This is a genomic window from Stenotrophomonas sp. YJH_SMC_4 (genome assembly GCF_059371575.1).
Window position 1 is genome coordinate 48,422 of sequence record NZ_JCAFUR010000001.1, and the last position, 10,875, is coordinate 59,296.

16 protein-coding genes, 3 tRNA genes and 1 pseudogene are annotated in these 10,875 nt (G+C 62.2%); 5 read left to right on the plus strand and 15 right to left on the minus strand.

Features of this window, described 5'->3' with window-relative positions:
- Nucleotides 1-2: 2 nt before the first annotated feature.
- From AC5P9F_RS00290 to AC5P9F_RS00300, 3 genes are all read right to left on the minus strand, one after another.
- Nucleotides 3-548 (minus strand): DUF4124 domain-containing protein, encoded by a 546-nt coding sequence (locus AC5P9F_RS00290; protein WP_012479706.1) that lies wholly within the window; start codon nt 546-548, stop codon nt 3-5.
- A gap of 74 nt (nt 549-622) precedes the next feature.
- Entirely contained in the window at nt 623-1,132 is a 510-nt protein-coding gene (locus AC5P9F_RS00295; RefSeq protein WP_308680378.1) for a GNAT family N-acetyltransferase, read from the minus strand.
- 82 nt (nt 1,133-1,214) lie between these two features.
- Nucleotides 1,215-1,712, minus strand: a complete 498-nt coding sequence (locus AC5P9F_RS00300) for a GNAT family N-acetyltransferase (protein WP_012479704.1) — start codon at nt 1,710-1,712, stop codon at nt 1,215-1,217.
- 107 nt (nt 1,713-1,819) lie between these two features.
- Here AC5P9F_RS00300 and AC5P9F_RS00305 point away from each other — a divergent pair, with 107 nt between their 5' ends.
- On the plus strand, nt 1,820-2,224 hold the full coding sequence (locus AC5P9F_RS00305) for an NUDIX hydrolase (RefSeq protein ID WP_012479703.1): 405 nt from the start codon (nt 1,820-1,822) through the stop codon (nt 2,222-2,224).
- Nucleotides 2,225-2,273: 49 nt separating this feature from the next.
- Here the strand turns inward: AC5P9F_RS00305 and AC5P9F_RS00310 are convergent, their stop codons facing one another.
- The 4 genes from AC5P9F_RS00310 to AC5P9F_RS00325 form a co-directional block, all read right to left on the minus strand.
- Complete coding sequence (locus AC5P9F_RS00310) at nt 2,274-2,627, minus strand: nuclear transport factor 2 family protein (protein ID WP_005408904.1); 354 nt, start codon at nt 2,625-2,627, stop codon at nt 2,274-2,276.
- Between the two features lie 171 nt (nt 2,628-2,798).
- Nucleotides 2,799-3,338, minus strand: coding sequence for a hypothetical protein (locus tag AC5P9F_RS00315; protein WP_043034352.1), 540 nt, complete (start codon nt 3,336-3,338; stop codon nt 2,799-2,801).
- Complete coding sequence (locus AC5P9F_RS00320; RefSeq protein WP_043034353.1) at nt 3,331-4,218, minus strand: hypothetical protein; 888 nt, start codon at nt 4,216-4,218, stop codon at nt 3,331-3,333. The genes AC5P9F_RS00315 and AC5P9F_RS00320 overlap by 8 nt, the downstream gene beginning before the upstream one ends.
- Before the next feature lie 75 nt (nt 4,219-4,293).
- Nucleotides 4,294-4,803, minus strand: a complete 510-nt coding sequence (locus AC5P9F_RS00325; protein ID WP_173675993.1) for a hypothetical protein — start codon at nt 4,801-4,803, stop codon at nt 4,294-4,296.
- A 266-nt stretch (nt 4,804-5,069) separates the two neighbouring features.
- On the opposite strand from AC5P9F_RS00325, the gene AC5P9F_RS00330 reads away from it, so the two are divergent.
- Nucleotides 5,070-5,459 carry a hypothetical protein gene (locus AC5P9F_RS00330; RefSeq protein WP_043034354.1) on the plus strand — a complete coding sequence of 130 codons (390 nt, stop codon included), beginning with the start codon at nt 5,070-5,072 and terminating at the stop codon, nt 5,457-5,459.
- A 46-nt stretch (nt 5,460-5,505) separates the two neighbouring features.
- Here AC5P9F_RS00330 and AC5P9F_RS00335 read toward each other — a convergent pair whose 3' ends face one another.
- The 3 genes and pseudogenes from AC5P9F_RS00335 to AC5P9F_RS00345 all read right to left on the minus strand — a co-directional run bounded on the left by AC5P9F_RS00335 (nt 5,506) and on the right by AC5P9F_RS00345 (nt 7,010).
- Nucleotides 5,506-5,796, minus strand: a complete 291-nt coding sequence (locus AC5P9F_RS00335) for a hypothetical protein (RefSeq protein ID WP_012479698.1) — start codon at nt 5,794-5,796, stop codon at nt 5,506-5,508.
- A 376-nt stretch (nt 5,797-6,172) separates the two neighbouring features.
- Nucleotides 6,173-6,629: pseudogene (locus AC5P9F_RS00340) on the minus strand (DNA adenine methylase); the annotation flags it as partial.
- Nucleotides 6,630-6,776: 147 nt separating this feature from the next.
- Complete coding sequence (locus AC5P9F_RS00345) at nt 6,777-7,010, minus strand: hypothetical protein (RefSeq protein ID WP_012479696.1); 234 nt, start codon at nt 7,008-7,010, stop codon at nt 6,777-6,779.
- Between the two features lie 28 nt (nt 7,011-7,038).
- Here AC5P9F_RS00345 and AC5P9F_RS00350 point away from each other — a divergent pair, with 28 nt between their 5' ends.
- Complete coding sequence (locus tag AC5P9F_RS00350) at nt 7,039-7,461, plus strand: hypothetical protein (RefSeq protein ID WP_012479695.1); 423 nt, start codon at nt 7,039-7,041, stop codon at nt 7,459-7,461.
- A gap of 356 nt (nt 7,462-7,817) precedes the next feature.
- Here AC5P9F_RS00350 and AC5P9F_RS00355 read toward each other — a convergent pair.
- From AC5P9F_RS00355 to AC5P9F_RS00365, 3 genes are all read right to left on the minus strand, one after another.
- Nucleotides 7,818-7,891 (minus strand) — tRNA-Cys (locus AC5P9F_RS00355).
- Between the two features lie 66 nt (nt 7,892-7,957).
- A tRNA-Gly gene (locus tag AC5P9F_RS00360) sits at nt 7,958-8,033 on the minus strand.
- A 142-nt stretch (nt 8,034-8,175) separates the two neighbouring features.
- Nucleotides 8,176-8,251, minus strand: a tRNA-Gly gene (locus tag AC5P9F_RS00365).
- A 130-nt stretch (nt 8,252-8,381) separates the two neighbouring features.
- Between AC5P9F_RS00365 and AC5P9F_RS00370 the strand changes: the two genes are divergently transcribed.
- On the plus strand, nt 8,382-8,783 hold the full coding sequence (locus AC5P9F_RS00370; protein WP_012479693.1) for a hypothetical protein: 402 nt from the start codon (nt 8,382-8,384) through the stop codon (nt 8,781-8,783).
- Nucleotides 8,776-9,225, plus strand: coding sequence for a hypothetical protein (locus AC5P9F_RS00375; protein WP_005408902.1), 450 nt, complete (start codon nt 8,776-8,778; stop codon nt 9,223-9,225). The genes AC5P9F_RS00370 and AC5P9F_RS00375 overlap by 8 nt, the downstream gene beginning before the upstream one ends.
- 2 nt (nt 9,226-9,227) lie before the next feature.
- Here AC5P9F_RS00375 and AC5P9F_RS00380 read toward each other — a convergent pair whose 3' ends face one another.
- Together AC5P9F_RS00380 and AC5P9F_RS00385 are read right to left on the minus strand one after the other, a co-directional pair.
- On the minus strand, nt 9,228-10,148 hold the full coding sequence (locus AC5P9F_RS00380) for an HlyD family secretion protein (RefSeq protein WP_012479692.1): 921 nt from the start codon (nt 10,146-10,148) through the stop codon (nt 9,228-9,230).
- Complete coding sequence (locus AC5P9F_RS00385; RefSeq protein WP_012479691.1) at nt 10,145-10,873, minus strand: ABC transporter ATP-binding protein; 729 nt, start codon at nt 10,871-10,873, stop codon at nt 10,145-10,147. Before AC5P9F_RS00385 ends, AC5P9F_RS00380 begins: the two co-directional genes overlap by 4 nt.
- Nucleotides 10,874-10,875: the final 2 nt, after the last annotated feature.

Here is a 10,875-nt window from a genome sequence, read left to right on the forward strand (position 1 = left end):
ACTCATGGCGTACCCGCGGGTACGTTGCTGAACTTGTCGCGCACCGAGCGCTCGCGTTCACGCCGGGTCGAGGCGCACTGTTCGCGCGCACTCGCCATCTGTGTATCCGCCGCCATCCGCTCGGCACTCAACGATTGCTGCAGGCTGGCAATCTGCGTGCGGATGCCCGAGTCACGGGTTGCGCCGGCCAGATTGTTGCTCGACGCGGCCATCTGCCGGTTCAACTCGGCGATCTGCCGACCGATCTGCTGGCTGCGCGACTCCAGCGGACCGTAGATGCGCGAGCGCTCGCCCTGCACGCAGTTGCGCTCGGCGATACCGGCGTCGGCCAGTTCGGTGTTCTGGTACACCGCCGCGCGGTTCGATGCCTCCCCCGCCGTTTCCGTGGAGGAACGGCTGGAACGCAGCTTCATGGGTTCAGCGCCGGCAGCACAGGGATTCTGGCTGTATACCGTTTCACCGGAAGCGCCCTTGCACTTGTAGACCTGGGCCGATGCCAGCGGGAAACACCCCAGCAGCAGCATCGCCATCACTACCTTCCCCTTCATCCTGCACCGCTCCCTGGTTCATTGGACAACCGCCACGATACGGTGGTTTGGTGGTGACTGCACGCTGGCGCCGTTCAGACCGTTTCGCCCTGCAGATCGAGCAAGACCGTGGCCCAGCGGCGCGCTCCCAGCGTGGCCACCATGCCGCCGCGGTAGACGAACCTGCGTACGTGGCCGTCTTCAATGAAGCAGGTCTCGTTCTGCATCGGCACATAGCCCACAGAGGCATAGTGCCGATGATCCAGGGCGAACAGCACGGCGAAATCGATACGGTGCCGGCGCAGCTCTGCATGGGCCGCTTCAATCAACCGCGAGGCAACGCCCTGCCGGCGAACGTCGGCACGCACCACCACGCCGCCAATCAAGCCCATGCGTTCCGGCTCGCCGTCCAGCAGTACGTTGCGTTCGTACAGCGCGAGATGTGCGACAACGTGATCACCTCCCATCGCCAGGACCAGAGCGACCGGCCCCGGGATGGCGTAGCCCTCGCCCTGCATGTCCGGGAAAGCCTGGCGGAGCAGATCCACCGCCTGCTGACGGTGTTGCGGCGCTACGCTTTGCCAGCGGCATACCTGAACGCGCATTGCCCTATCTTCGTCGAATGAATGTGTGTCCAGGCCCATCGTGCCACGGAAACATGACCGGGCTCGCAGTAACGTTTCACTGTCAGTGCAATGTGATCCAGTACGAGACGATATCCGTGTAGATGCCCTCGCGCTTGACTGCGCGCGGCTCCCTGCCGAGTACGCTGAAACCCAGCGATTCATACAGCCCGCGCGCAGCAGCATTGTCCTCCAGCACCGTGAGGGTGAGCGATTCAATGCCCTCGGCGCGCGCAGATGCAAACGCAGCAAGAAGAAGCTGGCGGGCGATACCCTGGCCACGGTGGCCGGTGCCCACGTGGACACTGTGCACTTCCGCCGTATGCCGTCGCGCCATCCGCATCGGGCGTACGTAGCGCAGGAAGCCCGCAAGCTTGCCGTCGATGAAAGCGCCGAAATAGCGCGTGCCGGGATCAGCAAGCTGGGCGCGCATCACGTCTGCTGTCTCATTCTGCGCCTCGGCCAGCGTGGACAGGAACGCAGCGGGCGACTCGCGAAGCGCCTGCAACCGCGCCTGCCAGAGACTGTCGGCGTCGTCAGCACCAAGTTGCCGGATGACCATGCGACACACCCGCGAGGTTGTTGATGCACAGGTGCCCAGCCTAGCGCGAGTTCGCCCGGTGCGGCGTGCATGCAAGAATGAAAACCGTCCCTTCTTCATTCACCGCCATGACTGAACTACAGATTCCCCGCGTTGGATGCGGCGCCGTCGTCCGTGATGCCGACGGCCGCATCCTGCTGATCCAGCGCGGACGCGATCCGGAGCGCGGGCATTGGGGCCTGCCCGGCGGCAAAGTCGACTGGATGGAAACGGTGGAGGCTGCCGTGGTCCGCGAAGTCCGCGAGGAGACCGCCTTGGAAGTGCAGCTGCTGCGCCTGCTGTGCGTGGCCGATCATTTCGAGCCGGCGCTTGTGCAGCACTGGGTCGCGCCCATCTACGAGGCACGGGCACTTGCGGGTGCCGAGGCTTCCATCCAGGAGCCGGGCGTGCAGACCGGGCTGGGCTGGTTTGCCGTGGATGCTCTGCCCCAGCCGCTGACGCAGGCCACGGTGCAGGCGCTGGCCAGGCTGTAGCCCATCAGGCCACGACCAAGGCGGCACGGATGCCGCCCGGCCTTGCGGCTCACTCGATCGGAAGACCGTGCATCTTCAGGAACGAGAGTTTGTCCCAGTAGCCGCGCTGGAACGTGATCAATCCTCCGTCAACCGTGAAGAAGCCGCATCCACGCAGGCCAAGAGGGTCGCGCCATTCCAGCGCAGCGACATTGCCGGCCTCATGGATGACTTCGGGAATGCAGACCATTTCAGCAGTGCTGAATTCACGCTCGAAGGTGGCACGGATCGCATCGCGGCCCTTGATCGGGTCCTGGGTGACCTGGTGATTGATCGCGTCGGGGTGATACAGCTCCGCCAGGCCAGCAGCATCGCCTGCGTTGAAGCGCTCGATCCAGGTTTCCACGATGTGTCGGGGAGTCATCCGCATGAAGTCCGCTAAGGTCCAGACCCGATCATAGCGCTCGAGCGACCCATTCCAGACCGCAAAAAAAGCCCTGGCCGGAGTCAGGGCTCTTCAAATGGAGGCCTCAAGCGGAATCGAACCGCTGTAAACGGATTTGCAATCCGCACCTTATCTTTTCATTTCAAATGATTACTCAATCCCTCCACCCGGACTGCCACCTTGGATGAGCTTGCGCAAGAGCAACATGTTCGACCCGACTACCGCGTGCCAGCCGGTCCGAACTGCGAGGGAGACCGAAGCAAACAGCACGGCCGCCATCGCGCCTTCCACCGGCGCCCGTGTCTGGCAGGGAAGCAAGTACGGCAAATTCAGTAGAGGGACACACCAAGCGGAGATGACGGAAATGTTGATAAGAATGCACAACTGAAACGTGTAAACATACTCCAGCGGCCCACCCTTCTCGTTCAAGAATTTCTGCACCTCTTCGGTCTGCATGATCGAATTAACGTTACCGGCCCAAGAAAAGGTCAGGCCGACCAGAATCGCCATCAGAGGTAGCAGTGCACCCTTCGCAAGCTCCTGGAAGTCAACTTCGACCACGAACGCGACAATGCCCCCCAAGGCAAGATGAAGAAATCCCCAAGCATTAGCCACGCGCCTATAGCCAGGCCTTTTGGCAACACCGTGGAAGAACCAATGCCAGAACGTGGGGATGGGCTCGTCACTCATGTCTTATCTTTAAGTACTCTTCTCTCATACGTCGTACTATGAGGTCCGCAATTCTCAGTGGCTGAGATTGTTCGACGTACGCCACATCCTGCCCTGAGACAGACGAGTCCTCTGTGACGATATCCTGCTCAAGGATCACAGGATTGTTCTTCTGCTTGACGGTCACAACTCTATCGCCGGCAGACTTCTTCACCCAAGCGACAGCTGCCTTGCCAATTGCGGACGATGCCTTTGCGAGGCGAACTAGCGGCCCTCTTCGAAGATCATCACCCTTGAAGACCGCAGCTCCCTCATCGGCACCCAGAATGCGAGTTGTTTCCTGCATTGGCTTCTGGAAATCATCGGCGTCCCAAACGTTCGGCAGCCCGTAGGTGACCTTGAACTTCACCACCGCCTGAGCCGTCTCCAAGACCCGAATGAAATCTGTAGGGTCATTAACGGCTGCTACAGAAACTTTGCATTCCGTCTCACGGACACTCTGACTTGACGCAAGCAAAGTGCGAATCCTGCTCGCGACCGCGTAAACACTCTGAGAGAGCTGCACCCGGTGAGCAATGGCTAAAAGCTGATATTTGAGATCCACAACAACCAGAGTATTCGGAGCCACTACTGCCTCCGCTTCATGGAAATCGCCATCCGCGCCGACTGTGCCAAACGTCGTCGGCTGCTCTTTTCCTATGAAGAAAACCATCGCATCGCCGGAGACCTCGCTGACATTGCCAACTCTCCAAATGTGCCCTCGGACCTCGTCCCAAGGCTTTTCGAGCAATGCAGCTCTGAGGATTTGCGCTTCTGTCGCCTCCACCCCAAGCAGAGGCATCTGTTGAGGCTTGTGTAGCTGAACGCGAAAAAGAGTAAATGAATGGGTAAGTCTCTGCATGCGCCTCCCCCTGAGGCTTCCTTGCCAATCTTGGAGCTTCGCACGGAGGGACGACGAGAGCTATAGGGAGGAACCTTACCTACTGCTTCGCGTTACTTCGGTGCGCCCAGCTCTCACCCATGCCTTCATCGGGTCCTTCGCCCTGGGCTTGGTCTCCTCCGGCGATCGGCGCGGCTCCAGTGCCTCCCTGACCCTCGCTGTGGCAGCTGACGTGGCCTCGGCCAGCCGCCGGGCCTGTTGCTGCTGCTCTCGGGTCGGCGGCAGGCCGGGCACCGGCGGCTCGGGCTGAATCGGGGTGCTGTCGGTCAGCCGGGCAACCGCTTGGCGCAGAGGCAGATCGGGATAGAGCCTGGCAGCACACCATCGCTCGGCGTATCGCTTCGCCTGCCGGACGTTTGCCGCGCGCACTTCCTTCACCTGCCACATCTTCTGGCCTTCCATCCATAGCCGGCCCCTGGGACCACCATCGGGCGTGACGCCAGCCGTCTCGCGGCCGTTATACCAGAGCGCCCAGCGCTCACCGGTCTGGGCCCAACCAGAGGGAATTGGCGCGGTGCGGAAGCCTTGGTAGGTGGAGGAGATCATGGCCGGAAGGATACGACCGGCCGTCTCAATCGCTGCGATTCGCTCAACCGCAAGTCTTAACCGCTCAGGACGCCCTGCTACACCTCTATCAGCGCCGCCCCCTAGGCTTTTCCCTACATGCCAGTGAGCGGTTTTCCTATTGCGAGCATCCAAGTCCGTTGAGACCTTCCAGTTGCCCACCGGGCATTCATCAACTTGACAACCATAGGACCACCTTCCATTCAGACCTAGAGAGCGATAGCTCTACTGCCTAAGGAGAAGCGCTTGTGAAAGCAATACTCGTATCTCTGTTGCTTGCGACCCTTACCGCGATTAGCTTCGGCGCCAGTGCCGCTCGAAACAGCTCGGTCAACTACGTTTACTTTGATGTCAATGGCACGCCTGTCGGTCAACGCGCATACTTCTGCAACGGCAGAAGGCTGGAGGGCGGCGACACCACCACCCCGTACTACCTGAAGGTCACTGATGGCTGCGATGGGAGAGTAATCTGCACCCCTAAGGGTCAATGCCATATCGGCGACGACCCATCGCACGCAGTCCTCCTGCTCGGTAACCCGCCGTTCACCAAGGAAGAAGCTTGTCAATTGGCGGGCGAGATGGTCTGCCTGTCCATGGAACCATGGATCTTGTACGAGTTCGGTTGGACACCTAGCTGATTCCTAGCACTGCCGGTGCAGCCCGTTCGCGGGCCGCACCTGCGCTTCACTTCACTTTGCTGGAGGGGTCTGTTTCGGCCTTCTGATCGTTTTGATCTGCATCGCTTGCCGGTATCGTATCCGCAGCTGGGCGGGCCACGAACTCATCCCCATGGAGCGCATTTTGCATTGCGCCGAAGGTTTGGCGGTTGGCCTGCGCGCGGTACTCGCGGTCAACCCGCCCCATTTCCGCTACGGCTAGGACAACGCCGACGATAATCACGACGGCAATGGTGCTCTTCCAAGGGAAGCCGTCTTTGCGGCTGGGCTTCTTATTCCGCTTTGGCAATTCTTCCATGATCCAGTCCGGCCATATCGGTCAAGGGCTTCAGGGCCATGCTAGCGTCATGGCCCCCCATTGGCACCAGCTACGCGGCAACAGCATAAAATTCGACCGGCCAGGCAGGAGATACGTTGCCATATTGAGCCGACGAGGCGCTGCTCACGCGCCCCCCGGGTTGGCTGCCTGCGGCCCCGGATCCGGCATTACATTACTTACTCGCGAGTCACACCGATCTCAAGTCCTTGCTTAGAAACACACGACGCGTCCCAGGGGGATCACACGGCACTTCGCCGAATACTATCCAGCCCCGCTTCCGGACCGAATCGACACCCTACCAGCGCATAGCGGTACATTTGTAGGGGTCGCGTGCAGAAGCGCTGCACACCTTGTGGTTCCCGCATCTCGGATGCACCGCGCTTAGCTCTTCCTCGATGCGCAGGAGGGTTCAGCCGCGGACCTCCAGCCGTGACCACACCGAACGATTGACCCTGCACCTTCCCTCCTAAGGCCAGCTTCTGCAGGTAGTAGAAGCGCGCAGCACGCTGAATGTCGGTCAACGTCTCCGGCCGCTCCATCTGCGCCCACTCGAACATCTGCCGCGATACCAGAGACCAGCGGAACATGCGTACGAACTCGTCCAGGTGATGCCGCACGCAGCGGTACAGGGAGACCAGCTCACCGTTGATGTCGTTGAGCACTTCCATCTGGGCTGGATACGGCCGCATCAGCAGTGAGGCGGCGCCACCAGCAAACGCCTCGACGTAGCAATCGTGGATCGGGAAGTGGGGATACAGGTGCTTCAGCAGGCGGCGCTTGCCGCCCGGCCACGAAATGATGGGCTTGGACATGGTTTCTCAGTATTTGCGATAGAGGAAGCCGACAATCCCGTCGCTCTCGCGAGGGCGACGGGGCCACGGCCAATGCCAGGTGCTGAGATCACCTGTGTTGCGGCGCTGTCTGGATGCTTGCAGGCATCTAGGCAGCGCCCTGTCTTGCTAGATGGTGACTTCCATCACCGGAAGGTTGGGAGCCGCCTCGACCAAGCGAGCACCACGAACCCAGACGTTGTATGGGATGGCCTGCTGCAGCTGGCCGAACGCCCGCATCTGTACACCGTCATACGTCGTCAGCGTGCTGCTGCCATCACTGTTGTGCGCGGTGACGGTCGCCAGCAATCGAGGATTGCTGCTGACCAGTTCGCCGAATTGATCCCGAAGGTCAGTTCGCATCGTTGTAGTGCCTTTCGAGGGCTGCGGCGTGCTCGATCACAACTGCCTGTTGATCGATCACAACATCAACGCGCAGCGACTCGCACTGCCCATGCCATCTCCCCGCAGCGCCAACCACTTCCACCAGGTCCAATGGCATGACTGGGCCGACCTCACCTGGCTTAATCGGCTTGGGGAACAGCGGCATAGTGAGGTCGACGGCGGCTTGCTCACTTCGTTTACCAAGGATGTTCCGCCCGCGCTCGGCGCCGACGGCAGCAACATGAATCAGTGGGCTGCTGACCTGCTGTGCGAAAAGCTGACCTGCCTGACCGTCCTTGCGTACTTTGCAGGTGATGCCCTTCCCCGGCAGCTCACCAGTGACCACCACCGCATCGTGCGGCGGTTCGCTACGCATCTGGAGGCTCTCGGCAAGGACGATGTCCTCCTGCACAACGTGATCAGGAGGTGATTCCCGCCAAAGCTACGGGCTGACCGGATAGCTGGCCCGAACCCGCAACACCGGCTGCGCCGGGTCGGACTGCACACCACCGCGACACTTGCCCCGGCCAAGCCGCTGATGGCATCGAGAGGCGTGTTCGCGTCGCAGATTCTTCGCTGCCGCCTCGGTGTTGGCTAGCTCCTCCGGCACCACGCCGCGATCAAGCAGCACGTCCAGACGACGTACATACTCGTTCCTCGGCTTCATAGGACCTGCTGACAACGGGTGGCAAACAGATGATTTCATGGCCGAATCAAGAGATTCTGCACAAAGGCGTCGAACGCCAGGCAAACAAAAAGCCCTGACCGGAGTCAGGGCTTTTCAATTGGAGGCCTCAAGCGGAATCGAACCGCTGTAAACGGATTTGCAATCCGGTGCATAGCCACTCTGCCATGAGGCCAACGTACTGCGCGCCAGGAACTGGGCCCTGACAAGACAAAACCCCAAGATGGGGCCTGTCGGAACATGGAGCGGGAAACGAGACTCGAACTCGCGACCTCAACCTTGGCAAGGTTGCGCTCTACCAACTGAGCTATTCCCGCATAAGCCGACATGCTACCGGAAATCCGGAAAACACACCAGCGATTTCACCTTTCTGACTGCGCGTAAAGCCTTGTGGCCCAACGTGCCCCGCCTTGCCGTGGCGGGAGAAAAACAAGGCCCCTGCCGGGGCCCTGTAGAATCTGGAGCGGGAAACGAGACTCGAACTCGCGACCTCAACCTTGGCAAGGTTGCGCTCTACCAACTGAGCTATTCCCGCAGATTCCGTTCGACCTGCGTCGAAGGAGCGCTATTGTGTCCAAATTCCTTCACGCCGTCAACAGTCTTCACATCATGCGGTCACGGACGTCCGCAGTGGGGTACGCTGCCCCGCCCGGCCCCGTTCGCCCATGCTCCTTCGCGGCACGCCTCTGTTGATCGCCCTGCTGCTGCATCTGCTGGTGGCCCTGCTGTACTGGGCGCTGATGCCGATGGGAATGAACTGGTATCGCGACCATTTCGGCTTTGCTTCACATCGTGACATCGGCCTGGGCATCGCCCAGTTCTATCTGTTCTGGATGTTCATTGGCGCCCAGCCGCTGATCGCGGTGCTGCGGCCACTGTTTGCCAAGCTGCTGGTGCTGGCGATTCCCCTGGCGTTCGCGAGCTGGACACTGATGCACAACCATCCGCTGCGCCTGCTGTACTTTACCCTCGGGCCCGGCCTGCTGGCATTGGCCGCGATCGCCATTTCCGCGTGGTATGCATCACGTAACCGCCTGCCTGCCGCCACGGACACCGCCGATGCCTAGACGCTACGTCCGCCTGTTCTGGTTGCTGGTTGCGTTGACCTGGCTGGCGCTGATCGCCGCACTGGTCAATGCCGGCTTCACCCCAGACTACTGGCTGCTGCATCACCTGGAGGGCGCCGAACTGCCCTACCCGACCAGCACTGTCATCGTGTTCGCGTTGCTGGGCACCGTCGAACTGGTGGTGGCCGCCTTGATCGTGCGGCCGTGGAGACTGAAACGCCTGTGGCTGCGCCTGCTGATCGCCTTCGCCCTGCTGCTGGCATGGTCGGTGCCGTGGATGCTGTCAGCCATGCACCAGCCGCCGGTACACGGCATGCATCTGCTGTGGTTGTTGCTGCTGGACGTGGGACTGCTGCTGGCGCTGTGCATGGTGTCGGCGGTGAGCGCATGGCGGGTGCTCAGGCGTCGAGGGCGCGCGGATGCGCCCCCGCCGCAGCACTAGGCTTACTTCCGGAACTCCACCCGCACATGCTGGCCGAAGCGCGCCTTGGCCTCGCCATCGAACTCCAGCACGCACTCCACCACCTTGGCCACGCCACGCCCAGCGTCTTCAGGCAGGCGTGCCTGTGCGAACACCGGGCTGATGCGTACCACGCGTGCGGGCGGCAGCGTGCTGGTGTTTTCGGCGCCATCGCTGTCCGGAACGACGGTAGCCTTCATGCCGACCTGCACGGCATCGGCGTAGGCCGCGCTGAGTTCGGCACGTACCTGCAGCGGGCGCGCGGGCAGCAGGGAGATTGCCGGCTTGCCGGCCTGCACGAATGCGCCAAGGCCCGGCACCTGGCCGACCACGGTGCCAGCTTCCGGCGCGCTCAGCGACATCTGCTGCAGTTTCAGCCTGGCGTGTTCCAGCTTGTGCTGGGCCAGGTCGACCTGCGCACCGGCCACGTCAACATCGGCGCGTACGCCAGCCAGCTGCTGCTTGGCCGCATCGGCCTGCTGGTTGGACGACACGCCTTCGCTGGCCCCCGTAGACAGGCGAGTAGCGTTGCGCTCCAGTTCGCGCAGCTGCGCCTGACTGCCCTTCAGGCGGTCATTGGCCAGGGCGAGATCGGCGGTGGCCATCGCCACCTCCTGCTGCAGCAGCGCACCGTCCAGCGACAGCAGCAGCTGCCCCTTCTTCACCGTGGCGCCCTCCTTCACCGGCGCGGCAGTGATCGAGCCGTCCACCGGCGGTGCCAGCGCGATCAGGCCACCCTCGACGTCGATGATGCCGCGCGCCACCGCGACCTTGCCGACGGCGGTTGCACCGGCCTTGCCCGAAGGCGACTGTGCAGGCGCAGGCGCGTCCCTGGAACAGGCGCCGAGCAGCAGTGCCGCGGACAGGGCCAGGCTGAGGGGAAGCAGGTGCGACGTCTCGGTCATGGGGCGGACTCTACAGTTTCGTTCTGGCGGCGGTCATCACGGACCATGCCGTCTTCCATGGCGATCACCCGATCGGCATGCCGGATCAGGCGCGGATCGTGGCTCACGCACAGCACGGTGGCGCCATGCGCACGTGCGTAGCGATGCAGGATGTCGATCACGCGCTGACCGTTCTCGGCGTCCAGCGCGCTGGTGGGTTCGTCGGCGAAGATCAGCGTCGGCGACTTGGCGAAGGCGCGGGCAACGGCCACACGCTGCTTCTCGCCGCCGGACAGCTGCGCCGGGCGCATGTGGCTGCGGTGGCTGAGGCCCACTTCTTCCAGCGCCTTGCGCGCCAGCGGTTCGCTTTCGCGATTGCGCATGCCGCGGTAGCCCAGCGGCAGCTGCACCTGCTCCAGCGCAGTCAGTGCCGGGAACAGATTGAAGCCCTGGAACACGAAACCGACATGGTGCAGGCGGAAGCGCTCCACCTCGCTTCGGGTCATGTGCCCCACATCCTGGCCAAGTGCGTGCACGCGGCCACCATCGGGCGCGGACAGGCCGGACAGCAGCGACAACAGCGTGCTCTTCCCGCAACCCGACGGGCCCGACACCAGGGTCAGCTCGCCAGGATAGATGTCCAGCGACAGGCCGCGCAGCACCGGCACCTGCACATCGCCGGACATGAAGCCCTTTTCAAGTGCATCGGCCCGCAGGGTCGGGGCGACGGCGCGTGTGGAAGTCATCG

Bases quoted from the DNA above. Each gene is read 5' to 3' on its own strand.
- AC5P9F_RS00320 (WP_043034353.1), bottom strand. From the start codon at position 4,218: ATGCAGAGACTTACCCATTCATTTACTCTTTTTCGCGTTCAGCTACAC.
- AC5P9F_RS00300 (WP_012479704.1), bottom strand. From the start codon at position 1,712: ATGGTCATCCGGCAACTTGGTGCTGACGACGCCGACAGTCTCTGGCAG.
- AC5P9F_RS00370 (WP_012479693.1), top strand. From the start codon at position 8,382: ATGCTCCTTCGCGGCACGCCTCTGTTGATCGCCCTGCTGCTGCATCTG.
- AC5P9F_RS00380 (WP_012479692.1), bottom strand. From the start codon at position 10,148: ATGACCGAGACGTCGCACCTGCTTCCCCTCAGCCTGGCCCTGTCCGCG.
- AC5P9F_RS00345 (WP_012479696.1), bottom strand. From the start codon at position 7,010: ATGCGAACTGACCTTCGGGATCAATTCGGCGAACTGGTCAGCAGCAAT.
- AC5P9F_RS00325 (WP_173675993.1), bottom strand. From the start codon at position 4,803: ATGATCTCCTCCACCTACCAAGGCTTCCGCACCGCGCCAATTCCCTCT.
- AC5P9F_RS00315 (WP_043034352.1), bottom strand. From the start codon at position 3,338: ATGAGTGACGAGCCCATCCCCACGTTCTGGCATTGGTTCTTCCACGGT.
- AC5P9F_RS00295 (WP_308680378.1), bottom strand. From the start codon at position 1,132: ATGCGCGTTCAGGTATGCCGCTGGCAAAGCGTAGCGCCGCAACACCGT.
- AC5P9F_RS00305 (WP_012479703.1), top strand. From the start codon at position 1,820: ATGACTGAACTACAGATTCCCCGCGTTGGATGCGGCGCCGTCGTCCGT.
- AC5P9F_RS00290 (WP_012479706.1), bottom strand. From the start codon at position 548: ATGAAGGGGAAGGTAGTGATGGCGATGCTGCTGCTGGGGTGTTTCCCG.
- AC5P9F_RS00335 (WP_012479698.1), bottom strand. From the start codon at position 5,796: ATGGAAGAATTGCCAAAGCGGAATAAGAAGCCCAGCCGCAAAGACGGC.
- AC5P9F_RS00385 (WP_012479691.1), bottom strand. From the start codon at position 10,873: ATGACTTCCACACGCGCCGTCGCCCCGACCCTGCGGGCCGATGCACTT.
- AC5P9F_RS00375 (WP_005408902.1), top strand. From the start codon at position 8,776: ATGCCTAGACGCTACGTCCGCCTGTTCTGGTTGCTGGTTGCGTTGACC.
- AC5P9F_RS00310 (WP_005408904.1), bottom strand. From the start codon at position 2,627: ATGACTCCCCGACACATCGTGGAAACCTGGATCGAGCGCTTCAACGCA.